This is a genomic window from Rhodococcus sp. 06-418-5, assembly GCF_002258285.1.
Taxonomy (GTDB): Bacteria; Actinomycetota; Actinomycetes; order Mycobacteriales; family Mycobacteriaceae; genus Rhodococcoides.
Map to the genome: position 1 here is coordinate 70,980 of NZ_NOYE01000018.1, position 25,306 is coordinate 96,285.

At 63.9% G+C, this 25,306-nt stretch carries 22 protein-coding genes; 16 read left to right on the top strand and 6 right to left on the bottom strand.

Annotation, left to right across the window (positions count from 1 at the left end; all coding sequences use genetic code 11):
• Positions 1–41 precede the first annotated feature (41 nt).
• Both CH274_RS16255 and CH274_RS16260 read right to left on the bottom strand, forming a co-directional pair.
• A complete protein-coding gene (locus CH274_RS16255) occupies positions 42–1,109 on the bottom strand; it encodes a ParB/Srx family N-terminal domain-containing protein (protein WP_094658102.1) in 1,068 nt (355 codons plus the stop codon).
• A gap of 115 nt (positions 1,110–1,224) precedes the next feature.
• Positions 1,225–1,755: a GNAT family N-acetyltransferase gene (locus CH274_RS16260; protein WP_094658103.1), complete on the bottom strand. Its 531-nt coding sequence runs from the start codon at positions 1,753–1,755 to the stop codon at positions 1,225–1,227.
• A gap of 122 nt (positions 1,756–1,877) precedes the next feature.
• Between CH274_RS16260 and CH274_RS16265 the strand changes: the two genes are divergently transcribed.
• Genes CH274_RS16265 through CH274_RS16280 form a run of 4 tightly spaced genes read left to right on the top strand, consistent with a single transcriptional unit; the run spans position 1,878 to position 5,710 of the window.
• Positions 1,878–2,732: an ABC transporter permease gene (locus CH274_RS16265; RefSeq protein WP_094658266.1), complete on the top strand. Its 855-nt coding sequence runs from the start codon at positions 1,878–1,880 to the stop codon at positions 2,730–2,732.
• A gap of 3 nt (positions 2,733–2,735) precedes the next feature.
• A complete protein-coding gene (locus CH274_RS16270; RefSeq protein ID WP_032394980.1) occupies positions 2,736–3,455 on the top strand; it encodes an ABC transporter ATP-binding protein in 720 nt (239 codons plus the stop codon).
• Between the two features lie 55 nt (positions 3,456–3,510).
• Positions 3,511–4,557 (top strand): ABC transporter substrate-binding protein, encoded by a 1,047-nt coding sequence (locus CH274_RS16275; RefSeq protein ID WP_094658104.1) that lies wholly within the window; start codon positions 3,511–3,513, stop codon positions 4,555–4,557.
• A gap of 43 nt (positions 4,558–4,600) precedes the next feature.
• The gene (locus CH274_RS16280) at positions 4,601–5,710 is read left to right on the top strand and encodes an LLM class flavin-dependent oxidoreductase (RefSeq protein ID WP_094658105.1); all 1,110 of its coding nucleotides are present in this window, start codon (positions 4,601–4,603) and stop codon (positions 5,708–5,710) included.
• Between the two features lie 21 nt (positions 5,711–5,731).
• Here the strand turns inward: CH274_RS16280 and ribA are convergent, their stop codons facing one another.
• From ribA to CH274_RS16300, 4 genes are all read right to left on the bottom strand, one after another.
• The gene (gene ribA, locus CH274_RS16285) at positions 5,732–6,958 is read right to left on the bottom strand and encodes a GTP cyclohydrolase II (RefSeq protein ID WP_094658106.1); all 1,227 of its coding nucleotides are present in this window, start codon (positions 6,956–6,958) and stop codon (positions 5,732–5,734) included.
• Positions 6,958–7,455 carry a flavin reductase family protein gene (locus CH274_RS16290; protein ID WP_094658107.1) on the bottom strand — a complete coding sequence of 166 codons (498 nt, stop codon included), beginning with the start codon at positions 7,453–7,455 and terminating at the stop codon, positions 6,958–6,960. Before CH274_RS16290 ends, ribA begins: the two co-directional genes overlap by 1 nt.
• Positions 7,452–7,958, bottom strand: a complete 507-nt coding sequence (locus CH274_RS16295; RefSeq protein ID WP_094658108.1) for an NADPH-dependent FMN reductase — start codon at positions 7,956–7,958, stop codon at positions 7,452–7,454. Before CH274_RS16295 ends, CH274_RS16290 begins: the two co-directional genes overlap by 4 nt.
• Before the next feature lie 159 nt (positions 7,959–8,117).
• A complete protein-coding gene (locus tag CH274_RS16300; RefSeq protein WP_094658109.1) occupies positions 8,118–9,410 on the bottom strand; it encodes an NtaA/DmoA family FMN-dependent monooxygenase in 1,293 nt (430 codons plus the stop codon).
• Between the two features lie 421 nt (positions 9,411–9,831).
• Between CH274_RS16300 and CH274_RS16305 the strand changes: the two genes are divergently transcribed.
• The 12 genes from CH274_RS16305 to CH274_RS16360 all read left to right on the top strand — a co-directional run bounded on the left by CH274_RS16305 (position 9,832) and on the right by CH274_RS16360 (position 25,268).
• On the top strand, positions 9,832–10,659 hold the full coding sequence (locus tag CH274_RS16305) for an ABC transporter ATP-binding protein (RefSeq protein ID WP_045199396.1): 828 nt from the start codon (positions 9,832–9,834) through the stop codon (positions 10,657–10,659).
• Positions 10,656–11,699: an ABC transporter permease gene (locus tag CH274_RS16310; RefSeq protein WP_094658110.1), complete on the top strand. Its 1,044-nt coding sequence runs from the start codon at positions 10,656–10,658 to the stop codon at positions 11,697–11,699. Before CH274_RS16305 ends, CH274_RS16310 begins: the two co-directional genes overlap by 4 nt.
• A complete protein-coding gene (locus CH274_RS16315) occupies positions 11,699–12,583 on the top strand; it encodes an ABC transporter permease (RefSeq protein ID WP_256993604.1) in 885 nt (294 codons plus the stop codon). The genes CH274_RS16310 and CH274_RS16315 overlap by 1 nt, the downstream gene beginning before the upstream one ends.
• A 150-nt stretch (positions 12,584–12,733) precedes the next feature.
• Positions 12,734–14,386 carry an ABC transporter substrate-binding protein gene (locus tag CH274_RS16320; protein WP_094658111.1) on the top strand — a complete coding sequence of 551 codons (1,653 nt, stop codon included), beginning with the start codon at positions 12,734–12,736 and terminating at the stop codon, positions 14,384–14,386.
• Positions 14,387–14,564: 178 nt separating this feature from the next.
• Complete coding sequence (locus CH274_RS16325) at positions 14,565–15,872, top strand: NtaA/DmoA family FMN-dependent monooxygenase (protein WP_094658112.1); 1,308 nt, start codon at positions 14,565–14,567, stop codon at positions 15,870–15,872.
• A gap of 32 nt (positions 15,873–15,904) precedes the next feature.
• Entirely contained in the window at positions 15,905–17,218 is a 1,314-nt protein-coding gene (locus tag CH274_RS16330; RefSeq protein ID WP_094658113.1) for an NtaA/DmoA family FMN-dependent monooxygenase, read from the top strand.
• A 30-nt stretch (positions 17,219–17,248) separates the two neighbouring features.
• Positions 17,249–18,538, top strand: a complete 1,290-nt coding sequence (locus tag CH274_RS16335; protein ID WP_045199406.1) for an NtaA/DmoA family FMN-dependent monooxygenase — start codon at positions 17,249–17,251, stop codon at positions 18,536–18,538.
• A 23-nt stretch (positions 18,539–18,561) separates the two neighbouring features.
• Positions 18,562–20,058 carry an MFS transporter gene (locus CH274_RS16340; protein WP_094658114.1) on the top strand — a complete coding sequence of 499 codons (1,497 nt, stop codon included), beginning with the start codon at positions 18,562–18,564 and terminating at the stop codon, positions 20,056–20,058.
• Positions 20,055–21,344 carry an NtaA/DmoA family FMN-dependent monooxygenase gene (locus CH274_RS16345; protein WP_094658115.1) on the top strand — a complete coding sequence of 430 codons (1,290 nt, stop codon included), beginning with the start codon at positions 20,055–20,057 and terminating at the stop codon, positions 21,342–21,344. Before CH274_RS16340 ends, CH274_RS16345 begins: the two co-directional genes overlap by 4 nt.
• A complete protein-coding gene (locus CH274_RS29740; protein ID WP_094658116.1) occupies positions 21,344–22,783 on the top strand; it encodes an MFS transporter in 1,440 nt (479 codons plus the stop codon). Before CH274_RS16345 ends, CH274_RS29740 begins: the two co-directional genes overlap by 1 nt.
• Positions 22,747–23,943 (top strand): NtaA/DmoA family FMN-dependent monooxygenase, encoded by a 1,197-nt coding sequence (locus CH274_RS16355; protein WP_256993605.1) that lies wholly within the window; start codon positions 22,747–22,749, stop codon positions 23,941–23,943. The genes CH274_RS29740 and CH274_RS16355 overlap by 37 nt, the downstream gene beginning before the upstream one ends.
• Positions 23,940–25,268, top strand: coding sequence for an NtaA/DmoA family FMN-dependent monooxygenase (locus CH274_RS16360; RefSeq protein WP_094658118.1), 1,329 nt, complete (start codon positions 23,940–23,942; stop codon positions 25,266–25,268). The genes CH274_RS16355 and CH274_RS16360 overlap by 4 nt, the downstream gene beginning before the upstream one ends.
• Positions 25,269–25,306: the final 38 nt, after the last annotated feature.

Sequence of the window (25,306 nt, forward strand, 5' to 3'; positions counted from 1 at the left end):
TACGGGCAGCCCGTCCCAATCCCGGTAGCGTCGAATGGCAACTACCTGGGCAGCCCCATCCTGTACTGCAGGGCGTAGGCCAGCTTGCCTGGTTTGTCGTCCGAGTACGGTGCCGAGAGCTTTCCGAATTCACCCTTGCCGGCTGCCTTACCGTCGTTCCACGCGTTCAGAGCGCCGAGTTCCGCTGCGGTGCGGCCACTGTCGATCACCGCGTCTTTGGGAGCCGCGACCTGTGCACGCGACACCGCCTCGACGGTGCTGAGGTAGCTCGTCAGGTTGTTGCTGTCCCAGCCGCTGATGTCGACGGCACCCGAGTCGCGAACCCATGCACCCCAATAGAATTCCTGGAAGGGGATGGTTCCGGGGGTGAAGCCGATGTCGCGGGCGAAGTACGTCAGGCTGCGGTACTTGTCGTTCTGGAACTTAGCGAGACCGACTCCCGACGGGAGCTGTTCCACCGGAACCTCGTTGCCGTTGACGTCGTAGTTCCACACCCACTTCTCGGCCTTCATCCGCGCCCAGAAATCGGCTGTGCTCAGGTCACTGAGGTTCGCGACCACCCGCAGGCGAAGGTGCAGATTCGGTCCACCGTCGGCCGTTTCGTAGAAGGAGGTCAGCGTGTGGTGACCGTCGGTCAGGTACGGCACGCCGCCCGGACCGATGACGACAGTCTTCATGGGCGCGATGGTGTCGGGCGTTTCCTGACCGACGGGGACGGTGCAGGTGAACGACGACGGATTGTCCAGTCGTGCATCGGGCAATGCGGACGCGGCCTCTTCCTGGCCGTTGGCCTCGCACCAGTCGTCGAACTTCTTGTTGATCTCGTCCTTGCCGAGTGTGTATCGCCCGAGCTTGTAATACACCTCGTCGTACCCGAGCGAGGGTTGCGTCGCGCGCACCTCACCGATCGGCAGATCGAGAAGCTCGCCCGCTTCGGCGCATCGGTAGCCGAGGCCTGCGGACGATCCGGTGGGGAGCAGGTCTGCGACCTGACATAGCGGCGACGCCGTGCGTGCCGGCGCGGCCGTGGCAACGCTGGTCATCGACGCGGATACGACAGAGATCAATGCGAGCGTGCCCAGCAGGGCTGCTCTACGACGCGAGACCATTCGGTGAAACTCCTCTGAGTTCGAGTGAAGTTCTCCGAGAGTGCAGCCCGCGGGTCACCGGTCGATGTCGCAGAGCCGAACCAGAGGTGTTCGAGAGGTGAACGCAGCGCGCCGGTCAGCGATCTTCACGCAACATCGCGTAGACGAGGGTGTCGGTCCACTCACCCTTGCACCACCAGTTCTGTCGAAAGTGCGCTTCCTGACGCATCCCGACCCGCGCGGCCAGTCGGGCAGAGGCGTCGTTCCGGCCGTCCAGCTGTGCGCTGACGCGGTGGATCTGGGGTAACGAGAACACGTGCTCGATCAAGGCGGTGACCGCCTCGGTGGCGTACCCGCGGCCCGCAACGTCGGGGGAGAACGTCCAGCCGAGTTCGACGAGAGCCGGGGAACCGTCGACCAACCACGCCTCGACATTTCCCACCACCGTTCCCTCGTGCTCGGCGACCATCGCGAGTGCTTGGGTGTGCAGTCCGATTCGCTTCATCCGTTTGCCCACCGCAGCAACCGCATCGGTGTGTGTCCACGCTTCGTGGAGCAGATAGCGGCAGACTTCCGGGTCGCTGTAGTAAGTGAGGATCCTGTCCGCATCGGCGGTTTCGTACAGACGAAGGGTCAGGCGCTCGGTGTGGATGGGCTCGACGGTCATATGTCCGATTCTGCCCGACTTGTATTCACGCTGATTCGAACCCTGGTCCAGGACCCGACGTGTGATGGATGGTGGTGAGTCGAACCTGCCCGCACTCAACCGGAAGGCCTGTACCCATGGTCATGACGTCGTATGCCGCTCCCGCGGGACCCGTGGACGCGAGCGACAGCGATGCCTCCGACATCGGCTCCACACCCGTCTCGCCGAAAGGGTCTGCGTGGCAGCGGTACCGCTGGACCGTCGTGCGGGCTTTGTCGCCGGTCGTCCTCCTCGTTCTGTGGCAGATCGCCAGCGCTGCCGGAGTTCTCTCCGAACGAGTGCTGCCTGCACCGTCACTGATCTTCGATGCAGGTCTGGAATTGCTGCGCAACGGCGAACTGGCGAACGCCCTGGCCATTTCCGGAACTCGCGTAGTCCAGGGGCTCGTGCTCGGTGGGGTGATCGGGGTGGCGCTCGGAGCGCTCGTCGGACTGTCCAAACTTGCCGAGGCAACCGTCGACCCGCCGCTGCAGATGCTGCGCGCGTTACCGCACCTCGGTCTCATCCCGCTGTTCATCCTGTGGTTCGGAATCGGAGAGACTCCCAAGATCCTGCTCGTTGCTCTGGGAGTCGCATTTCCGTTGTACCTGAACACGTTCTCGGCGATCCGCCAGATCGATCGCAATTTCCTCGACACGGCCGTCGTACTCGGTTTCTCGTGGCGTCAGCGGTTCACCACGATCATTGCGCCGAGCATCGCCCCGCAACTGCTGGTGGGACTTCGTCAGTCGTTGGCCATTGCGTGGTTGTCGCTGATCGTGGCCGAGCAGATCAACGCCGAATCCGGGCTCGGCTACATCATCAACAATGCGCGCGATTTCCTGCGGGTGGACACCATCATCTTCGGGCTCGTCGTCTACGCCCTGATGGGAATCGCCACCGACGGCATCGTCCGAATCCTCGAAAAACGATCTCTCCGTTACCGATTGGATGCTTGATTCATGACCTCGACGACGACCTCGGTCGCCACGCTGCGCGGCATCGACAAGTTCTACGGTGCCAGTCACGTGTTGAAGGGTGTCGACCTGTCCATCGAACGCGGCGAGATCGTCTCGCTGGTGGGACGATCCGGCTCCGGTAAGTCGACGATTCTGCGTGTTCTGGCCGGCCTGTCGACGGACCACACCGGGGAGCGGCATGTCGCCGGGCATCCCGCGGTGGCGTTCCAGGAACCGCGGCTGTTTCCGTGGCGCTCGGTCCGCCAGAACGTCTCCTACGGGCTCAACACAGCCGGCGTGACGGGGAACGAAGCGTTGACAGCTGCGGATGCGACCCTCGACGAAGTCGGCCTCGCCGACAAGCGCGACGCATGGCCGATGACGTTGTCCGGCGGGCAAGCTCAGCGCGCCGCATTGGCCAGAGCATTGGTGGGCGAGCCGGAGCTGCTGCTGCTCGACGAACCGTTCGGCGCTCTCGACGCGCTCACCCGGCTGTCCATGCAGTCGCTGTTGCTCGACCTGTGGGGTCGGCACCGATTCGGCATCCTCCTGGTCACGCACGACGTCGACGAGGCAATTGCGTTGGGAGACCGGGTGTTGGTGCTCGACGGGGGTGGCGTGGCCGAGACCGTCACCATCGACCTGCCTCGTCCACGCGACCGAGGAACAGCCGGATTCTCTCGCATCCGCACTCATCTGCTCGGGGCGCTCGGCGTCCACTGAACCGATCGATTTCACCGAACTCATCGATTTCACTGATACGAAGGATCGTTCACGCATGTCGTCATACGCTCGTTCCCGATCGCTGCGCGCCGTCGGGATACTCGCTGCCCTGTCCCTGACGGTTGTCGGACTCACCGGCTGCGTCTCCCGCGGTAGCGACACCACTTCCACCGAAGCGCCCGAACTCGTCTCGAACGATCAGCTCGCCACCGTCACCCTCGACGTCGGTGACCAGAAGGGTGGCACCGAAGCCCTGCTTCGTGCGTCCGGTGAGTTGGACTCCGCGCCATACGATGTCGCGTTCTCCACCTTCACCTCCGGCCCGCCGCAGGTGGAGGCCGCAACGGCCGGTCAGATCGACTTCGCGGTCACCGGCAACACACCCCCGGTATTCGGAGTCGCAGCCAACGCGCGCATCAAGGTCGTCTCCGCCTACAGCAACGACGCGAGCGGGGATCAGATTCTCGTGCCGCCCGATTCGACTCTCGCCACGTTCGCCGACCTGCGCGGCAAGAAGATCGCCGTCGGCAAGGGAAGTTCCGCGCACGGCCATGTCCTGCTGCAGTTGCAGAAGGCAGGGTTGACCACCGATGACGTTCAGCTGGTCTTTCTTCAGCCAGCCGATGCGCTGACGGCGTTCACCTCGGGTGAGGTCGACGCCTGGGCGATCTGGGATCCGTTCACCGCGATCGCGCAGGTCCAGAACGGTTCGAAAACGCTCACCACCGCAGAGGGCGTCGCCAACGGCTACGGCTTCGGCATCGCCTCGCAGCAGGCGCTCGACGATCCCGCGAAGAACACTGCCCTGCAGGACTTCGTGGTTCGTCTGGCCAAGGCGTCCGCCTGGGCGAACGCCAACCCGGCCGAGTGGGCGGCGGCGTACTCCACGGCCGTCGGCATCGACCCCGCCGCCGGTGAATTGGCTCAGGGACGAAGCCAGCGACCCGCAATTGCGCTCGACGACACGGTGATCGAGTCCGAGCAGGCACTCTTCGATGCCTTCGTCGAGAGCGGAAGCATTCCCGGCGGCAACACGTTCGCGGACTTCGTCGACACGCGGTACGCCGACGCCATCGCCGACGCCACCCTCTCCAGCAACTGACGAGCCACCAACTGATCACCCACCACGTCGTAGGAGTTCGCTCGTGACCGCACGCATCTTCTGGTTCCTTCCCACCGCGGGCGACGGCCGTTCCATCGTCGGCGCCTCCCACGCATCCGGTAACCTCCGCGAACCCGCCGGGTTTCGTCGCCCGTCGCTGCGCTACCTCACCGAGGTGGCGCAGGCTGCGGACCGACTCGACTTCGAGGGCGTGCTGACTCCGACGGGAACCTGGTGCGAGGACGCGTGGCTGACCACGGCTGCTCTACTGCAGAGCACCCGACGGCTGAAGTTCCTCGTCGCCTTCCGTCCCGGCCTCACACCGCCCACGTTGGCGGCGCAGCAGGCGGCGACGTTGCAGCGCTTCTCGGAGGGACGTGTGTTGTTCAACATCGTCACCGGCGGCGACGACGTCGAGCAGCGTCGGTTCGGGGACTGGATAGACCACGATCGTCGCTACGCTCGCACCGACGAGTTTCTCGAACTCGTTCAACGCATCTGGACCGAGCCGTCGGTCGATTACAAGGGCGAGTTCTTCGAGGTGGCCGATGCACGGGTGTCCGAGGCACCGGATCCGTTGCCGGAGTTCTGGTTCGGTGGTTCGTCCGAGCCGGCTCTCGAGGTCGCGGCCAAGCGAGTGCAGACGTACCTGACGTGGGGCGAGCCGCCGGCCGACGCTCGCGCCAAGATCGAGAAGGTGCAGGCGCTCGCGGACGCCCAGGGCCGCAAGCTCACTTACGGGATTCGCCTGCACACCATCAGCCGTGACACGTCCGAGGAGGCCTGGGCCGTCGCACAGAAGCTTCTCGACGAGCTTCCCGAGGATCAGGTGTCCCAGACTCACGCACTGCACTCGTCCTCGCAGTCCGAGGGGCAGCGCCGGATGGCCGCTTTGCACGGCGGCAGCAAGGATTCGCTCGAGATCTACCCGAACTTGTGGGCGGGTGTCGGACTCGTTCGCGGCGGAGCCGGGACGGCCCTGGTCGGTTCGCACGAGGAGGTCGCGAACCTGATCGGCGAATACCACGATGCAGGCTTCGACGAGTTCATCCTCTCGGGCTACCCGCACCTGGAAGAGGCGTATCACTTCGCCGAGGGCGTGCGTCCGATCCTCGATGCGCGCGGAATCACGGTGCCCGCTCGTCGGGTGTAGCCCTCGGTTCGAGGTGGCGGTTCACCACCCCTGCGCAATACCCTGGGGGAGCAGGTGACCCATCTGGGAGCGTTTCGTTTCCAGGTATCGGATGTTGGCCCGCGCGGCACCGACGATGATCGGCAGTCGTGCACTCACGTCGACCCCGTGCGCTTCGAGGCCACGAATCTTGTCCGGATTGTTGGTCAGCAGGCGGACTGTGCTCAGACCGAGATCTTTCAGAATGGCTGCGGCGCCGCCGTATTCGCGTCCATCTGCCGGCTCGTCGAGCTCGAGATTGGCTTGTACGGTGTCGAATCCCTCGTCCTGAAGTCGATATGCAGCAAGCTTTTTCAGCAAGCCGATGCCGCGACCTTCGTGCCCGCGGAGGTACACCAGCACGCCGCCCTCCGCAGCGATTCGTTCGAGGGCAGTCTCGAGTTGCGGACCACACTCGCAGCGCTGCGAGAGGAACGATTCACCGGTGAGGCACTCCGAATGCACTCTCACCAACGCGTTGTCGGTGACGTCTCCGGAGACCAGCGCCACGTGCTCGGCCCCGGTCTCGTGATCGGTGTAGCCGAACATCGCGAACGTGCCGTGTGGCGTCGTGAGGACGGTCTCCACCACCCGCCCGACGCGAGCGGGCCCGGCAACCGGTGCAGGGTCCCGAAGTTGGCGGTACGCGATGAGCTCCTCGATGGTGAGTACCGGAAGGTTCAGACGGGTGCCCAGGTTCTCGATCTCGGGAAAGCGCATCATCGATCCGTCGTCGGCCACCAGCTCGGCGATCACTCCCACGGCGGGCAAGCCGGCGAGAGCACACAGGTCGACGGCGGCCTCGGTGTGTCCCGGTCGTTCCAGAACCCCACCCGGGCGAGCGCGCAGAGGGAGAACGTGCCCTGGCCGGATGATGTCCGACGCCACTGCGCCCGGATCTGCCAGCACCTGCAAGGTCTTCGCGCGGTCGGCCGCGCTGATGCCGGTGGTGATCCCCGCGGCCGCGTCGACGGTCACGGTGTAGGCCGTCTTCTTCGGGTCCTGATTGTTCGACACCATCGGGGGTAGCTCCAGGGCATCTGCCCGTGCGTCGCTCATCGGAGCGCACAGCAACCCCGAGGTGTTGCGGACGGTCCAGGCCGTCCACGCGGGACTGACGCGGTCCGCCGCCAAGATCACGTCGCCCTCGTTCTCCCGATCGGCCGAATCGGTGACGAACACCGGCTTTCCGGCCCGGAGGGCATCGAGGGCATGTTCGACGGTACTCATCAGAGGTCTACCGCCAGTCGGCGAAACTTACTGCCGTGGAACACCATCGGTGCGACGCCGTCCTTGATTTCCAGTTCGTTGATGCGCATCAGAACGATGTCGTGGTCACCGGCTGTGACCTGCTCGGTCACCGAGGCGTCCAACCACATGCTCGCACCGTCGATGAACAGGGCACCGTCCTCCGTCGTCACGGTCGTCAGCCCCTCGAAGCGGTTACCCGTCTTCGCCGCGAGTGTGCGCGCCGCGACGTCGTGGAGTTCGCCGAGCACGCTGATCCCGATTCGCGGTGCTGCCGCGAACTTGGGCCACGTGGTCGAGGTGTCCTGAACACAGAATGCAACGAGAGGTGGATCGATCGACACCGCGACGAAGCTGCTTGCCGCCATCCCGACCTGTACTCCGTCGATCTCGGCGCAGACGGCGACGACGCCGCTGGGGAACTGTCCGAACGCGTTTCGCAGCACGGACTGGTCGAAGCTTGTGGTGCTCAGGGTCATGATGCATCCGTTCGGGTTCGGGCAGCGGCGAGAATGGTGTCGCCCCAGCGAGTTACGTAGTCGGTGATTCGGGAATCGGTGGTGTAGGTCGAATCGATGAGGTAGAGGCCGGGTGCCGGTGTGACCGCGCCGAGTTCGACGAGAACGTGTTTGAGAAACAGATCGGGCGCCATGGCGTGGGCGGGACCGGCACCCAACATGAGCGGAACGGCAACGACATTCTTCAGTCCGGTGTCGCCTGCGAACTGGTCGAGGAACAACTTCAGCACTCCGGTGTACGTCGCCTTGAAGGTCGGACTTGCGAAGACGACGAGATCGGAGGACGACACGGTGTCCACTGCAGCCTGAACTGCGGCGTCACCCCATCCGAGGAGCCCGGGTCCGAGGGTGATCACGTCGACGGTTCCGCCCGGCTCACCCGTCAGTGCGGTGGCGAGAACGCGGGCGGCGTCGAGTGTTCGTGACTCGGGTTTCGGATTGCCCGCCACTACGGTGATTTTCATACGTGAACCTTTCGTTGGGGCGATGACACCAGCAAACAGCACGTGCGTAGCACCCTCGAGACTTCCCGGTTGCATGTCGATTGCGCCGTGTCGTGCTCGGCGATGCAGACCGTCGAGCTGGGGAAACGCCGAAATCCATGGGGCACAACGCCACCTGCATCAGAAGGCAGCGAGGTTCTCTCGGAACGTGGTTCGCGAATAACCGTCGCGAATCGCTCCGCGACGACGCAGCGCCGGAGCGAGACCGTCGGAGACTTCGGCGATGGCTTTGCGTGTGACAGGAGATGCGATGAGGAAGCCGTCTCCGCCGATGAATTCCATTGCCTCCTCCATTTTCTCGGCCACTGTCTCGACCGTTCCGACGAGCTCCATCGATTCCGTGGTCGGATAGTTCGCCACGATCTCGCGCAGGGTCTTGCCGGTTTTCGCCATGTCCGCGAGCGTGCTCTGGTGCCCGTTGTACTGGGTCAGATCGGGAACCGGCGCGTCGATGTCGAACTGTGAGAAATCGGTGCTGCTGAAGTACGACATCGCCGACAGGATGCCGTCGATGTTGTTTCGTTGCACTTCGCGCATCCGATCGCGTTTGACCAGAGCTTCCTCGTCGGTATCGGCCATGATGGGGCTGACCAGGAACAGCACTTTGACATCGTCGGGCTTGCGGCCGTACTCGACGAGCCTGCGGCTGATGTCCTCGCGGTACTCCTTCATGGCATCCAGTCCGCGGACATTGGCGATGATGGTGTCGGCGTGTTTTGCACCGAATGCGCGGCCGGCGGGAGAACCTCCGGCTTGGCAGATGACCGGACGACCCTGGGGGCCGCGCGGGACGTTCAGCGGACCTCGCGAGGCGTAGTACTTGCCCTCGAAATCGATCGTGTGAATCTTTTCGTGATCGGCGAACACTCCGGATTCCGAGTCCAGAACCAGGGCGTCCTCGTCCCACGAATCCCACAGTTGCGTGACGACGTCCACCCATTCGTCGGCCATCTCGTAGCGGAGATCGTGTTCGATCTGCTTGGCCAGTCCGTAGTTCTGTGCGGCTCCGTCGGCGCTCGCGGTGACGAGATTGATCCCGACCCGCCCCTCGGTCAGGTGGTCGAGAGTCGACATCAGTCGGGCGGCCAGGAACGGCGGATAGAACGTCGTGGCGACGGTGGCGATGATGCCGATGCGCTCGGTGGCGTCCGCCATCAGCGGGACGAGGGGCATCGGGTCGAAACGCACCGTGGTGCCGCGGCGTACGGAGCTTTCGAACGTCCCACGGTAGACGTTGGACAGTACCGACGAATCCTCGAGCATGATGTAGTCGAAGCCTGCACGCTCGAGGCTTCGCGCAGCATCGACGAAGAGATCGGGTCGACCGACGTCGGACGCCACGTTGCCCGACCACGGTTGGTTCCAGCCGTAGACCCCGAAGCCCGTCGTGAAGAACCAGCCGAGATGCATCATGCGGCGACGCCTGCGTCGATTCGACCGGTGGACGACTGCGTCGACACGACGCTGTCGGCGGGAGCGTGGTTGTTCATGCCAATCCCTCTCGTGATGGTTGGGCAACGTGCGGGTTGCCGATGAAGGAAGCCTCCTGCAAACGCATTACCGAACGTGGCGCAGGCGTAAATGAGTTATTACGCCGCAAACATCACCTGCTCGGGCGGTTTGTCGGTTCCGATAACGCCGCCGAGCAGCGCTGCAGAGGCGGGCCGAGACCTATGTCACTCCGGCGTTAATTAATTTCGGATCCCTCTGACCAGGGGATTCGAACGGCGTAATACTTCAGTTACGCCGAACGTCCCTTCCAGTAACGCGTGCCGAGAATGCTGTGCGCATCGAGCAATAGCTCTGCTGGAGACAATCGGCTTGGAGGATCGTGATGAGTGGCAACCTGCGCGCAGCGTATGCCGAGATCGACGCCGAACACGTGTGCAAGAGCTTCGACCGTCGTGGGTCCGGGTCGCCGGCCGTGGACGACATCAGCATGAAGGTGACGTCGAGCTCGGCCATCGGAATCGTCGGCGAGTCCGGCTCCGGTAAATCGACATTGGTTCGCATGATGTGCGGATTGCTCTCGCCCTCGGCGGGATCGGTGTCGTACAACGGTGCCGAGTTGTCCGGGGTGCTCTCGACCCGTGCCGGTAGGCGCGAGTTCAGAGCGAAGGTGCAGTACGTCGCACAGGACACGACGTCCTCGTTCGACCCACGCAGAACGTTGCGTGACGCTGTCCGGTTGCCTGCCATGCGTCTTCTCGGGATGGACGCGAAAGCTGCCGACGCACAGGTGAACTCGACACTGGAATCACTCGAACTCGATCCGGCCATGGCCGATCGGTTTCCCACCGAGGTATCGGGCGGTCAGCGTCAACGGTTCTCGATAGCCAGGGCGCTGGTGGTCCGACCGCGAATTCTCCTGTGCGACGAGGTGGTATCGGCATTGGATGTATCGGTCCAGGGAGCAATCCTGAACATGTTGCGGCAGTACTGCATCGACGCGGACTGTGGCTTGGTGTTCGTCTCGCACGGACTACCCGCGACGGCGTTCATCGCCAGGGACATGGTGGTCATGAGAAACGGTGTGATCGTGGAGCAGGGCACTACCGACGACGTGGTCGAACGTCCCCAGGACCCGTACACGGCGGAGCTTCTCGAGGCCTACCGCGGTGCCGAGGACATCGAGCAACTCGCCGTGGCGGCAACGCGATGACCGGGTTTCTCGGACGGCAACGGTGGTGGCTCGGCCGAATCGCTGTGCTTCCGCTGCATCTGCTCGTGTTCGCGATCGCGGCGTTCTTCCTGGTTCGCGCGATCCCCGGCGACCCCGCACGTGAGGTGGTCGGTCCCGAGGCCACGGAAGCGGACTACCTGGCCACCAAGGCCGAACTCGGCCTCGACGGAAGCCTGTGGTCGCAGTTGACGACCTACCTGGGCAATCTGCTGCACTTCGATCTCGGCAACGCGATCATGACCGGCAGACCGGTCACTGCGGACATCGCAGACCGCCTGCCCGGAACCCTCGAATTGGCGGGCATCGCCTTCGCCTTTCTGTTGGCGATCACGCTGGCGCTCTCGACCGTCGTCGTTGCCCGCCCGAAGTCCCTGGCTGCACGGATGGTGCGCGGGTACGCCCAAGCCGCCGGTGCCGTGCCGGAATTCGTCGTAGGAGTCGTCGGCATCTTCCTGTTCTACGCCACCCTGCAGGTGGTCCCGGCCCCGTCGGGTCGAGTCAGGGCAGGACTGACCGAGCCCGAACCGATTACCTCCCTTCCGCTGCTCGACGCCGTTCTGCGGGGCGACACGGTCGTGGTGTCCTCGATGGTCTCGCACCTGTTTCTACCGATCGCCGTGCTCGTGCTCTCGGTCACTCCGATTCTGCTCAAACAGCTTTTGACAGCACTCGATTCGAGTCTCACCGCGCAACCGACGATGTTCAAGATCGCGACCGGTTCGGCTCGCAAGTACATCTACGCAAGTGCATACCGTCGGGCCTTGCCGCCGACCGTCGCCCTGTTCGGCATGGTGTTCGGGTCCCTGCTCGGAGGAGCGGTCATTCTCGAGACCCTGTTCGGGCTCGGCGGCATGGGGCGGTACGCCGTCGAGGCCGTTGCAGCGACGGATCTGATTGCGCTGCAGGGATTTCTGCTCGTCGTCGCGGCGATCTCACTGATCGTGTTCCTGTGTGTCGATCTCGTCAACATGTTGCTCGACCCTCGGCGCAAGCCGGGCCGAGCCGGAGGTGGTTCCTGATGGTTGCTCTGGTTCCGAAGAAGGCCGTCTCCGACGCCCGCACCGGCCCACGTCGTCCGCGAAGGTCGATGTCGATCGGCACCGTGGCACTGTTCGTTCCACTGGCCCTGATCCTGCTGATCACCCTGATCGGACCGTGGATCGTCCCGTTCGATCCCACCAAGGTCGTCGGCTCGCCGTCCCAGTCTCCGGACTCGGAGTTCTGGTTGGGAACCGACTCCAACGGACTCGATGTCTTCTCGCGCACCATTGCCGGTGCCCGCATCGATGTCACCATCGCGCTCGCGGTCACGATCGCCGCAACCGTGGCAGGCATCCTGATCGGGTTGACCATCGGAATGAGCGAGTCGGGCCGCGGTCTCGGCGGATTCCTGGCCCGCGGGGCCGCACGTTTTCTGGATCTGCTCGAGGCCGTTCCCACGGTGATCGTCGCGCTGGTCGTCGTCTCGTTCTTCGGAACGTCCTCGATCACGATGATCTTCACACTGTCGATCATTCTTGCGCCGATTCAGGCGCGTCTGGTCCGCACCGAGGTACTGCGGGTGCGCGGCGACGCGTATCTCGACGCGGCCCGTCAGGCTGGACTGTCCGAGACCCAGTTGGTGTTCCGGCACGTACTGCCCAACTCCTCGGTGCCCGCATTGCAGAACGCGTCGGTGGTGTTCGGCATGACGATCATTCTCACCGCCGCGCTCGGCTTCCTCGGCGTCGGCCTGCCGCCGCCCACCCCCGAATGGGGCTCGATGATCACGCGCGGCGCAGGCGATGCCGCTATCGGGAAGCTGTGGTCGGCCGGCGCACCTGCCTTCGCGTTGTGCCTGACTGTGGCATCGGTTGCCGTCGTCGGCCGCAAGCTCACCGAGGGCACCCGCCGCTCGCACTGACATCGGCCCTCTTTCCTACGGCCCTCTTTCGTATCGGACAGTGCAGTCCGCGAATACCACTCTCGTGCATGGTCTCCCACGATCGAAGCCTCAGGGCTCGATCGGCGATGACACCTGCACTCGTGCACCGAACAAGGAGAACAACCTGTCATGAAAGCTTCTCATCGATTGCCCGTCGGACTCAGATGGGCGGTGCCGTTGCTCGTCGGTGCCCTTGCACTGACTGCGTGCTCGGACGGCGGAGGCGAGACCTCGGCGTCGAGCTCGGGGGAGATCATCGTGGTGACCCCCGACCAGGCGTCGAACGTGGTTCGGGACTACGGCTACACCGCCGGCACCGACAACCAGGACGTCACCAACAACATGCACGCCCAGCTGATCCGTAAGCCGTACGTGGAGGAGGAAGGCTCCGACGCGCTGGTGCAGGACTTCTACGATTTCGAGCCCTATCTCGCCGAGAGCTACGAGGTGAGCCCCGATCAACTCGTCTACACCTTCTCGCTCCGACAGGGTGTGATGAGTGACCACGGCAACGAACTCGATGCCGACGACGTCCTGTGGTCCTTCGAGCGCAAGTTCGCCACCCCGGGCGGAGGCATGGCCGGCTACTACAAGCCGATGTTGACCGACCCGGCAACGCAGATCGAGAAGATCGACGACTACACCGTCAGCTTCACCGTCGAGAAGGCCGGCTACGGTCTGACCCTGCTGGCCAATCTGGCGGAGAACATCGGGTCGATCTACGACAGCAACTATCTGATCGAGAACGCCACTCCCGAGGATCCGTACGCGGTTGCATGGGGTGCCGAGGACATGATGCGCGGCAATTTCGGTTACGGCGCATACATGTTGGAGTCGGTAACCCCGGGCCAGGAGATCGTCATGACGGCCAATCCCAACTTCGTGTTGGGTGAGCCGGAGATCAAACGGATCATTCGACGCGTCGTGGCCGACCCCGCCACTCGGGCCAACATGGTCACGCGCGGCGACGCAGACGTGGCCCTGGCGTTGCGCTCGTCCGACCAGGCGAGCTTGGCGAGCAACGATGCCGTGACGGTTCCGACGACCACCTCCAATCAGTACCTGTTGCTCTCGATGAACACCACGAGCGCGCCGTTCGACGATGTGCGTGTGCGCCAGGCGATGGCGTACGCGATCCCGTACGACCAGATCCTGTCCGACGTGTTCTTCGGTCGCGCGTACAAGTACAACCACGTGCTCGACGACAAGGCGCCGAACTGGGACGGCAGCGATCTTCCCCAGTTCGACAGCGACCCCGAACGTGCGAAGTCGCTGCTCGCCGAAGCGGGACTCGACGGTCTCGCCTTCACCCTCAGCGTCAACAACCAACTCCCTGCCGCTCAGGACACGGCGATTCAGATCCAGTCCAATGCAGCCGAAGCAGGCATCGACGTGACGATCGCGGAAGTGCCTGCAGCGCAACTCAATGCCGACACCCTGGACGGCAAGGTCCAGGCAAGCCTGACCATGGGTGCCTCGGTCACCATGACCCCGCCGTATTCGCTGCAGCTGCTGACGCAACCGGGCGGTGGTTCCAACATCGCTCTGTGGAACGATCCCGAGTTCCTGTCGATGGTGGATCGAGGCCTCGATGCCGGTGACGCGTTGAGCCCCGAGGCCGGAGTGTTCTGGAATCAGGCCGAGCTGCGCATGACCGAGCAGGCCCCCTACATCTTCATCGCCAGGGTACGGCCGTCGGTGGCGCTGGAGGCAGGTATCGGCGGGTTCGTGCAGCGCACCGACTTCCGCATCGACTACTCCAACCTGACTCTGGGCTCGTAGGTTCCTCTGCCGCAGGCAGTTCGGTCGGTGGTCATATCCGCCGCCCAGACCGAACTGCGTGCGGAAATGCCGCCGAACGACGGCGAAATCGGACGGCTACCGAGAATGCGGCTCGTCGAAACATCGAGGCGGTGTAGTCGTCAAGACACAGCGCGAACGAAAAACCAGCGAGGACACTATGACAGACAACAGATTTCATCTCGGTTGGTTCGGCAGCTTCGTACCGACGACCTGGAACGCGGCCTTCGAGGGCACCGACAGCGGGGACTGGCTCAACGGAGACTTCTATGTCGATTTCGCCAGGACTCTCGAGCGCGCGTGCTTCGACTTCCTGCTCCTCGAAGATTCGTCGATGGTGTCGGACACGTACGGCGGAAGTTCGGAGGCGACCCTGAAGACCGGCGGATGGGCCCCGAAGGGAGATCCGATGGCGTTGGCTCCCTTGCTCACTCGTGCCACCAGTCACCTGGGCGTCGCGCTGACGGCATCGACGTCGTTCTATCCTCCCTACCTGCTCGCTCGGTCCATCTCGTCTCTCGATCACCTGTCCTCCGGACGTATCGCGTGGAACGTGGTGACCTCCAGCGAGAATCGTGCCGCACAGAACTTCGGCATGGACGCGCTGCCGCCACACGACGAACGGTACGCCCGGGCAGACGAATACGTCGATCTGGTCGAACAGCTGTGGGATTCGTGGGACGCCGACGCCGTGGTGATGGACCGCGAGACGTCGACGTACGTCGACCACACCAAGGTCCGTACGATCGACTTCCAGGGTAAGTACTACTCGTCCCGCGGCCCACTGAACACCCTGCCCTCCCCGCAGGGCAGGCCCGTCATCACCCAGGCCGGCGGGTCGCCTGCCGGACGCGACTTCGCGGCCAAGCACGCGGACATGATCATGGCCCTGCCCAAAGGTGTTCCCGCGATGAAGGAGTACCGAGCCGACATCCGCCGACGGATGGAGCTGCACGGCCGCGATCCCGACTCGGCGAAGGTGATGTACGTCGTCTCGCCGATTCTGGGGGAGACGCACGAGGAGGCCCTCGAACGCCAGGAACGCAAAGCCCAGGCGGTGCGCGCCAACCCGGCCGGTGTCCTGGTCGGCTGGTCGGCGAGCATGGAGATCGACTTCTCCACGTTCGATCTGGACAAGCCGATGCCCGAGGACGTGCACACCAACGGACATCAGTCCACTCTCGAGAACTTCCGGAACTGGGCCGACGGCCGGACGCTTCGTGAAGCATGCGTGGCGTACCGAACGGAGTCGATGGAACTGGTCGGCACCCCCGATGCTGTTGCCGCACAGATGGGCGAGGCCATGGCAGAGGTCGGCGGAGACGGGTTCCTGATCTGGAGCCAGCCACACAATCGGCGCTACATCGGTGAGATCGCCGACGGACTGGTGCCTGCGCTGCAACGACGTGGGCTGATGCGCACCGAGTACACCGGCGAACACCTGCGTGACCACCTGCTCGAGTTCTAGATACCCACCATCCGCTCGTCTGGAGAAACGTTATGACTGCCAACAAATTTCACCTCGGTTGGTTCCTCGGAGCCGGCTTCGGCGTCCAATCCTGGAACCAGCCGTGGTCCGGTACCGGGGCAACCGACTGGATGATGCCCGATCAGTACGTCGACCTCGCACACTCACTCGAACGCGCCTGCTTCGACTTCCTCATCATGGAGGATTCGGTTCAGGTCTCCGATACCTACAAGGGATCGATGGAGTACTACCTGGCGACGGCATCCGCTGCGCCCAAACATGATCCGGCCGTACTCGCCGGGATTCTCTCGTACACCACCAAGCATCTCGGCATCGTGCCCACGCTGACGACCACGTTCTATCACCCGTACACCGTCGCGCGGTTGATGTCGACACTCGATCACATCGCCCAGGGACGCATCGGCTGGAACATCGTCACCGGCAGTAATACTCGCGCAGCGCAGAACTACGGATTCGACATGCCCGAGCACGATCTGCGCTACGACATCGCCGACGAGTTCGTCGAGGTGGCCTGCAAGTTGTGGGACTCGTGGGAAGACGGAGCGGTGCACGCGGACACCTCGCCGGGCGGCATCTACGCCGACCACGAGAAGGTCAACCGGATCGACTTCGAGGGGAAGTTCTTCAAGTCCCGCGGACCCCTCAACACCATTCCCAGCCCGCAACGCCGCCCGGTCTTCCTCCAGGCAGGAGGCTCCGACAAGGGCAAGGAATTCGCGGCCAAGCACGCGGACGCCATCATCTCCAATCCACACGGCACCGACAAGATGCGTCGGTACCGCGAGGACATTCGCCTCGGTGCCGCCGAAGCCGGCCGCAACCCCGACGACGTCAAGGTGATGTACCTGATCTCACCGATTCTCGGTGAGACGACAGCCGAGGCGAAGGCCAAGAAGAAGCGTCGCGCAGATGCCGCGTCGAGCAACATCGATGGACTTCTCGCCGGTCGTTCACACCTCTCGGGGATCGACCTGAGTCGGTTCGACCTGGACGAGCCACTACCGGTCGACCTCGAAAGCAACGGCCATAGAAGCAGTTTCGCGGAGTTCAGGGGAGACGGAACGCAGACTCTGCGTGAGCGCCTCACCGGACACAGTGCCATCGACACCCTCGATTTCGTCGGCACGCCCGACGACGTCGCCGACATGATGGACGGTGTCATGCAGGAGGTGGGCGGCGACGGGTTCCTCATCGCCGGAGCTCCGATGAACCGGCGTTACGTCGCCGAGATCACCGACGGGCTCGTCCCCGCTCTCAAGCGTCGAGGTCTGACGCGAACATCATACGAGCACAGCCACTTCCGTGACAATCTGCGCGCTTTCTGATCGCGCCGGTTCCGGAGAAGAGGAGAAGACATGTTCCACCTTGGTTGGTTCCTGAGCTGGCAGGTGCAGTCGTGGAACCAGATGTGGTCGGGGGAGGGCGGGACCGAATGGAACCACCCCGAGCTCTACATCGACATGACGAAGGCGCTCGAGCGCGCCGGCTTCGACTACATCATGTTCGAGGACGGCTCGTTCGTTCCGGACTCGTTCGGTGGCTCATCGCAATGGTGGTTGGCCAATGCCCGTTCGGTTCCCAAACAGGATCCGAACTCGTTGCTGCCCATCCTCAGTCAGCACACCGAGCATCTGGGACTCATCGCGACTATGACGACGTCGTTCCACCCGCCCTACATGGCGGCGCGCACGTCTGCCACGCTCGATCACCTCAGCAACGGGCGAGCAGGCGTCAATCTGGTGACCTCGCACAACGTTCGGACAGCGCAGAACTTCGGCTACGCGGACATGTTCGAGCACGACCACCGGTACGAGATGGCCGACGAGTGGATCGATCTCGTCAAGCAACTGTGGTCGTCGTGGGAGCCGGATGCGGTTCGCCTCGATCGTGAGGCGGGTGTGTTCGCAGATTTCGAGAAGGTTCACAACATCGATTTCGCGGGCAAGTACCACTCCTCCCGTGGACCGCTCAACACCACACCGACGCCGCAGGGTCGACCGGTGATCTGCCAGGCCGGTGGCTCACCTGCAGGTCGTGCTTTCGCAGCCAAGCACGCCGAGACGATCCTCGCGCAGGTCGAGAGTGTCGAGGCCATGAAGTCCTATCGCGACGACGTCCGTGCCCGCATGGTCGTCGAGGGCCGCGACCCGGATTCGTGCAAGATCATGTTCATCGTCAGCCCGGTGCTCGGGGAGACCGAGCGCGAGGCGCAGGACAAGAACGAGCGGATTCTCGACGGGTTCCGCAACAACATCGAGATCAACCTCGCCTCGATGTCCTATGCCAGTGGCATCGACTTCTCGAAGTTCGATCTCGACGCCCCGATGCCGACCGTCGAGACCAATGCCGGCAGAGCATCGATGGAGTTGATCGGTGCCAACGCCACCGGAATGACGCTGCGCGAAGCGGCGAGCTCGGACATCAGGAAGTCCGTCCAGCTGATCGGTACGGCCGACGCTGTGGCCGAGCAGATGGGCGACATCGCCGCCGAGGTCGGCGGCGACGGGTTCCTCATCTCCGCGAACGTGAACCGGCGCTACATCAGCGAGATCACCGACGGGCTGGCACCCGAGCTGCGCAAGCGCGGACTGATCCGTGACGGATACGCGCACAGTCTCTTCCGTGACAACCTGATGGACTTCTGATCGCCACTGCGAGGGTCGATCCGGTGACGGAGGTGCGGCCCGACTCCTATCCCTGGCGCGTGCTGTCCGTCACCGGCCTCGGGATGAGCCTGACGTTCGTATCGGTCTCGATGCTCCCCGTCGCGCTACCGGACATGAGCGCGGGACTCGGTGCGTCTGCAGCACAGACGGATTGGTTCATGCTCGCGTATCTGCTCACCACAGCGGTGTTGATCCTGGTGCTCGGCAAGCTCGCAGACATCGTGGGCCGACGCCCGGTCTACCTCGCCGGACTGGCATGCCTGACCGTCAGTGCCGCGGTCATCGCGCTGGCGAGCGATCCGAACATCGTCATCGGACTTCGCATCGTCCAGGGCATCGGTGCAGCAGCGGTGATCACCAACACGACGGCGTTACTCGTCGAGGCGTTCGATCCGCAGAAGCTCTCGATCGGCATCGGCTGGAACATCACGATCATGTCGCTCGCCGTTTCGATCGGACCGTTGCTCGGCGGTGTGTTGACCGAGACCGTCGGATGGCAAGGGGTGTTCGGCGTCCTGGTACCTCTGGGCATCGTGGGGACGGTATGGGCCGCGATCACGTTGCGTCGTAGCCCCCTTAAGGCCCGTAACACATCGTTCGATCTCGCCGGTGCCGTCGGCTCGATGGTCATCCTCGGGGGACTGGTCTACGGGGTGAACCGCGGTGGCAGTTCGGGTTTCGGCTCGTGGAACGCGGTGCTGCCGCTCGTGGCCGTGATCGTCGTGCTGCCGGTGTTCTGGTGGTGGGAGAAGCGCGCAGCGGACCCGATCGTGGATCCGACGTTGCTGATCGATCGCTTCCGGGGCAGCGCATACACCGCCTCCTTTCTGGTCACCATGGCCGAAGGCGCTGTCGCGGTGACGATGTCGCTCTACCTGCAGAGCGTCGAAGGGGCGAGTCCCGTCCATGCAGGCCTGCAGATCACTGCACTCGCGGTCGGAACGACGGTGATGTCGCCGATCGCCGGTGCCCTCTCCACTCGCGTCTCGACGCGGACCCTGACCACGGTGTCCACGCTCGGTACCGCCGCCGTTCTGACAATGCTCGGGTTGCACATCGCGGGCCCGGCACAGTCCGTGCCGATCGTGGTGATCCTGTTTCTGCTCGGCCTCTCCGGTGGCATCTTCAAGACGGCCAACGCGTCGGCGATCAACGTGGGTGTGCCCGCCGACCGGTCGGGCATGGCCAACGGTCTTCGCGTGTCTCTGGACAACACGGCGGTGACTCTCAGCACCGCGCTCGCGCTGGTCTTGGCCGTCTCTGCAATTCCGCCTGCTCTGCGCGAGGTGGTGTATTCCGGTGACGCACGGATGTCCACGGAGATCGAACTCGGAGCGCTGACATCGGGATTCGTCCTGGCCGTCGCAGTGATGGCCGTCGCCGCACTGCTTGCCGCTGTGGCATCGGTGTGGCGTGGAGTGCACCCACACGAACCCGCCGAGCTGACTCGGCTGAACACAAGTACCGGACCCGTATCGAGAACAAGGAGCACGGCATGACCAAATTTCATCTGGGATGGTTCACCAACTTCTCCAACCCGCCGTGGAACACGACCTGGGCCGGCGACGAAGGACGGACCTGGGCCAACGGAGAACTGCACGTTGATTTCGCGCGGTCTCTCGAGCGGGCCTGCTTCGACTACATCATGCTCGAGGATTCCTCGATGGTCTCCGATGCGTACGAGCAGACGTCCAGGGTCGACCTCAAGTACGGCCTGTATGCGCCCAAGCACGATCCCGTCACCCTGGTGCCGATGCTGACCGCAGCCACCGAGCACATCGGCGTCATCGCTACCTGCTCCACGTCGTTCTATCCGCCGTGGTTGCTGGCTCGACGGTTCTCCACGCTCGATCATCTCAGTGGAGGTCGCGTCGGCTGGAACGTCGTGACGTCGAGCGAGGATCGCGCTGCGCAGAACTACGGCATGGACAAGCTGGCCGAGCACGACCAAAGGTACGAGCGCGCAGACGAATTCGTCGATCTGGTCAAGCAGCTGTGGGCATCGTGGGAGGACGATGCCATGGTGCTCGATCGAGAGAGCGGTACCTACGTCGACCACACCAAGGTGCACGTGACGAACTTCCGAGGCAAGTACCACGCGTCTCGCGGGCCGCTCAATCTTCCTCGATCGCCGCAGGGCGAGCCGGTGATCTGCCAGGCAGGCGGGTCACCGCGCGGACGCGAGTTCGCCGCTCGCAACGCCGAAACGATCCTCAGCGCAGCCAAGGACCCGGCCGCGATGAAAGCCTTTCGCGACGACATCAGGATGCGGATGGAGAAGGCCGGTCGTGACCCGGACAGCTGTAAGATCATGTTCATCACGCAACCGGTGCTGGCGGATACCGAGGCGGACGCTCGCGCGAAGGTGGAGCGCATGGCAGCCGATGTCGATTCACGCATCGAGTCCGCGCTCGGCCACATCTCTGCGCTCACCGAAATCGATCTCTCCACATATCAACTCGACGAGGAGTTCCCCGAACTGTCCACCAACGGACACCGAACCACGCTCGGTGATTTCCTCTCGTACGGCAACACGCCGCGTTCGGCGGCATTGGGTTGGTCGATGAAGAACGTGCACTACGTCGGTACGCCGGACTCCGTTGCCGAGCAGATGGGCGAGACGATGGACTTCGTTGGGGGCGACGGATTTCTCATCACCGGCAGTATCGGTCGCCGGTACGTCGGGGAGATCACCGAAGGCCTCGTCCCAGCGCTGCAACGCCGCGGACTGGTGCGTACCGAATACGAACACGAGATGTTCCGTGAGAATCTCATGTCGTTCTGATGCGGTTGCTGCGCAGAGACTCCGTGGTTCCCGGGCCGGTGTACGCGTTGGCGTTCGTCAACGTGTGTATCGGACTCGGGTACGGCGTCGTGGCCCCGGTCATCCCGGTGTTCGCACGAGACTTCGGAGTCTCCGATCTCGCGGCGTCGTCGGTGGTGAGCATCTATGCGTTCACCCGGGTGCTGTCCTCCTTCGGTGCCTCACGGTTGCTCGTGCGATTCGACGAGCGGTCGGTGCTCACCGCAGGCCTGCTGCTGGCCGCAATGTCCTCGCTCGCTGCAGCATTCGCGCCGACATTTCTGTTGCTGCTGATCCTGCGGGCCGTGGGCGGAGTCGGCACGGCGATGTTCACCGTGGCCGGTCAACAGCTGCTGTTCCGCTACAGCACCCCCGACACCGGAGGAAGAACCGCGTCCGTCTTTCAATCGGGATTCCTGATCGGCGGCGTCCTGGGGCCGGTGATCGGCGGTGCCGTCGCATTGCTGTCGCTCCGCGCGCCGTTCCTGACGCACGCGGTGACGTTGATCGTCGGTGTCGCCGTCGTCTGGTTCGCCTTCCGGTCGAGCGACAAGAAGGACGCCGCGAACGGCGTCGTGCACGATCTGTCGACGCGACCGGAGATCATGACGCTACGAAGCGCCATGCGACACCGAGGCTTTCGTGCGTCGATCGCGTCGAACTTCGCCAACGGCTGGGTCGGGAACGGTGTGCGTTTCACACTGGTTCCACTGTTCGTCGCCACGGTGATCGGCGGCAGCCCGTTCGTGTCGGGCCTCGTACTCGTGGTCGGGGCCGTAGTGCAGATCGTCGTCGTCAAACCTGCGGGCAAGCTGGTCGACAGCTGGGGCAGGCGACCCATGCTGGCGTTCGGGTCGGCGGCGATCCTGCTCGGAATCTGCGCTCTCGCCGCCTTTCCGACGCTGCCGGTCCTGATAGCGACGATGGTGCTCTGGGGAGTGGGCGGTACGTGCGCCATGGTCGCCAGCGCAGCGACGGTCGGCGACGTTCTCGAGGGCAAAGGTGGCAGTCCTGTCGCCGTCTATCAGGTCACCTTCGACGTCGGCACCATGCTCGGTCCGCTCGTTGCCGGAGCGGTTGCAGCACAGGTGTCGTACTCGCTCGCCTTCACCGCGAGCATCCCGGTCGCGGCGCTGGCACTGCTGCTGGCTCTGCGACCGTGGCGCACCACCGCGATCTCGACGCCCGAAACGAAAGTGGTCGTCAACGAGGAATCTGCGGTGCCTGCACCCACCATTCGCAATCACTCCATGGGAAAAGAGGATCGATGTCACAACCGTTCACACTCGGGTGGTTCACCAACTACCTCGTACCGGACTGGACCGGCCCCTTCGCCGGTACCGGCGGAACAGACTGGGCCGACGGCTCTTTCGCTGTCGACATCGTGCGCAGGTTCGAACGAGCGGGAATCGACTTCGTGATGTTGGAGGATTCCACCGCGCTGACCGACATCTACGGCGGCACTTTCGAATCCGAACTCAAGTGGACGCCGCGTGCCCCCAAGCACGATCCGATGGCGCTGGCCTCGCGCCTGGCGTACGAGACCGACAGGATCGGCATCGTCGTCACCGCGTCCACCAGTTTCTACCCGCCATTCCTGCTCACCCGGTTGCTGTCGACACTCGACCACCTCAGTCGAGGCCGAATCGGCTGGAACATCGTCACCTCCACGGGTGATCGTGCAGCGCAGAACTTCGGCCGGGACACCTTGCCCACTCACGACGCGCGCTACGAGATCGCAGAGGAATTCGTCGACGTCGCGAACAAGCTGTGGGCGTCATGGGACGCCGATGCCGCGTCGCCGATCGTGCCGAACCTCGAGTCCTATGTGGACCACAGCAAGGTCAGGACCATCGACCACGACGGCGAGCACTTCTCTGTCCGTGGACCGCTCAACACCCTGCCCAGTCGACAGGGCAAGCCGGTGCTGTGCCAGGCCGGCGCGTCGAAGTCCGGTATCGATCTCGCCGCCAGGGTGTCGGATCTGGTGGTCGCTGCGCCCAAGGGGCGTGACGCGATGCGTGAGTACCGAAAGACGGTGCGGGCCCGCGCAACGGAGTTCGGGCGCGACCCGGACGCCGTCAAGGTCTTGTACATGGTGACTCCGATCCTGGGGGAGACCGAGGACGACGCGCGGCGCAAGGCCGAGCGCTACTACGAGGCGACCGATGCGGCCATCGCGCGACGGCTGATCATGTTGTCCGGTGACATCGACTTCTCGATGCTCGACGTGGACAAGCCGATTCCGGACGACCTACGTACCGAGGGCAGTACCAGCATTCTCGACAACCTACGTAAATGGGCCAACGGCCGGTCCATTCGCGAGACCGTGGCCACCGAACGCACGGAGTCGCTCCGGCTCGTCGGGACGCCGCAGACAGTGGCCGACGAAATGGAGAGTGTCATGGACGACGTGGGTGGAGACGGATTCCTGTTCTTCGGGGGCGGCGGTGGCGTGCTGAACCGCCGATACGTCGACGATGTCTGTGACGGGCTGATGCCCGAGCTCTCTCGTCGCGGTGTGGCAGGCACCGGATACCGGGGCAGCAACTTCCGCGAGCATCTGGCAGGTGCGCGATGAGCGCACCTCGGATTCACCTGGCCTGGTTCACCAGCTTTCGGCCACCGGTGTGGAGCTCGCACTGGACCGGGTCGGACGCCGATACCTGGGCAGACGGACGGTTCCACGTCGAGATGGCCCGCGCACTGGAACGGGCGGGCTTCGACTATCTGATGCTCGAGGATTCGGCAATGGTGTCCGACAGCTACGGCGGCACGACCGAATTCGATCTTGCGAAGGCGCAGTACGCCCCGAAACACGATCCGGTGGCACTGGTTCCGATGTTGGCCGCTGCCACGTCGCGGCTCGGGATCGTGGCCACGATGTCCACCAGTTTCTATCCGCCGTACCTGCTGGCGCGTACCGTCTCCACTCTGGACCACATGTCGCACGGGCGGGTCGGGTGGAACGTGGTGACCTCCAGTGAGGACCGCGCGGCCCAGAACTTCGGGATGGCAGCGCTGCCGCCGCACGACGAACGATACGAGCGCGCAGAGGAATTCGTCGAGGCAGTCGATGCGCTCTGGGGTTCCTGGGATGCCGACGCAGTGGTGATGGACCGAACGACCAACACCTACGCCGACCACACCAAGGTGCACGACGCCAATTACGTCGGCAAGTATCACCGCACTCGTGGTCCGCTGAACACGCTGCCGATGCCGCAGGGCAGGCCGGTGATCTGCCAGGCAGGCGGGTCCCCTCGGGGACGGATGTTCGCTGCTCGCAACGCGGACACGATCATCTGCCAAGCCCAGGGCATCGAGGCGATGAAGGCCTTCCGCGACGATGTTCGATCCAAAGCTTCCGACGCAGGACGTGATCCGAACTCGATCAAGATCCTGTACATCGTGGCCCCGGTGCTCGGCGACACGGATCAGGAGGCGCGGGAACTCGATGCACGCTCTCGTGAAGCCACCGACGGCCGCGTCCATGCGGCGCTCGCGCACATCTCGGCGGTGACGGGTAACGACCTGTCGACCCTCGACATGGATGCACCGCCGCCGGAGATGTCCACCAACGGTCACCGGACCACGCTGGCGGACTTCCTCGCGGGTTCGGGCAGTAGCAAGTTCAACGACGACGGCACTCCCAAGACGCTGCGCCAGCTGGCTGCGACATGGTCGATCACGTCGGTGCCGCTGGTGGGAACGCCCGATACCGTTGCCGAACAGATGGAGGAGGTCATCGACGCTGTCGGCGGAGACGGCTTCCTGATCACCGGAAAGTTGGGGCGTCGGTACTACACCGAGGTCACGGATGGTCTGGTGCCTGCACTGCGTCGGCGCGGGTTGGTACGAGAAACCTATGTGCACAACCAGTTCCGCGATAATCTGTTGGACTTCTGACATCCCCTCCGAAGAAGGGGGTCGGTGTTCGCACCGAC

Coding starts and splice junctions, on each gene's coding strand:
- CH274_RS16255 (WP_094658102.1), bottom strand. CDS start 1,109: ATGGTCTCGCGTCGTAGAGCAGCCCTGCTGGGCACGCTCGCATTGATC.
- CH274_RS16260 (WP_094658103.1), bottom strand. CDS start 1,755: ATGACCGTCGAGCCCATCCACACCGAGCGCCTGACCCTTCGTCTGTAC.
- CH274_RS16265 (WP_094658266.1), top strand. CDS start 1,878: ATGACGTCGTATGCCGCTCCCGCGGGACCCGTGGACGCGAGCGACAGC.
- CH274_RS16270 (WP_032394980.1), top strand. CDS start 2,736: ATGACCTCGACGACGACCTCGGTCGCCACGCTGCGCGGCATCGACAAG.
- CH274_RS16275 (WP_094658104.1), top strand. CDS start 3,511: ATGTCGTCATACGCTCGTTCCCGATCGCTGCGCGCCGTCGGGATACTC.
- ribA (WP_094658106.1), bottom strand. CDS start 6,958: ATGAGTACCGTCGAACATGCCCTCGATGCCCTCCGGGCCGGAAAGCCG.
- CH274_RS16290 (WP_094658107.1), bottom strand. CDS start 7,455: ATGACCCTGAGCACCACAAGCTTCGACCAGTCCGTGCTGCGAAACGCG.
- CH274_RS16295 (WP_094658108.1), bottom strand. CDS start 7,958: ATGAAAATCACCGTAGTGGCGGGCAATCCGAAACCCGAGTCACGAACA.
- CH274_RS16300 (WP_094658109.1), bottom strand. CDS start 9,410: ATGATGCATCTCGGCTGGTTCTTCACGACGGGCTTCGGGGTCTACGGC.
- CH274_RS16305 (WP_045199396.1), top strand. CDS start 9,832: ATGAGTGGCAACCTGCGCGCAGCGTATGCCGAGATCGACGCCGAACAC.
- CH274_RS16310 (WP_094658110.1), top strand. CDS start 10,656: ATGACCGGGTTTCTCGGACGGCAACGGTGGTGGCTCGGCCGAATCGCT.
- CH274_RS16315 (WP_256993604.1), top strand. CDS start 11,699: ATGGTTGCTCTGGTTCCGAAGAAGGCCGTCTCCGACGCCCGCACCGGC.
- CH274_RS16320 (WP_094658111.1), top strand. CDS start 12,734: ATGAAAGCTTCTCATCGATTGCCCGTCGGACTCAGATGGGCGGTGCCG.
- CH274_RS16325 (WP_094658112.1), top strand. CDS start 14,565: ATGACAGACAACAGATTTCATCTCGGTTGGTTCGGCAGCTTCGTACCG.
- CH274_RS16330 (WP_094658113.1), top strand. CDS start 15,905: ATGACTGCCAACAAATTTCACCTCGGTTGGTTCCTCGGAGCCGGCTTC.
- CH274_RS16335 (WP_045199406.1), top strand. CDS start 17,249: ATGTTCCACCTTGGTTGGTTCCTGAGCTGGCAGGTGCAGTCGTGGAAC.
- CH274_RS16345 (WP_094658115.1), top strand. CDS start 20,055: ATGACCAAATTTCATCTGGGATGGTTCACCAACTTCTCCAACCCGCCG.
- CH274_RS29740 (WP_094658116.1), top strand. CDS start 21,344: ATGCGGTTGCTGCGCAGAGACTCCGTGGTTCCCGGGCCGGTGTACGCG.
- CH274_RS16360 (WP_094658118.1), top strand. CDS start 23,940: ATGAGCGCACCTCGGATTCACCTGGCCTGGTTCACCAGCTTTCGGCCA.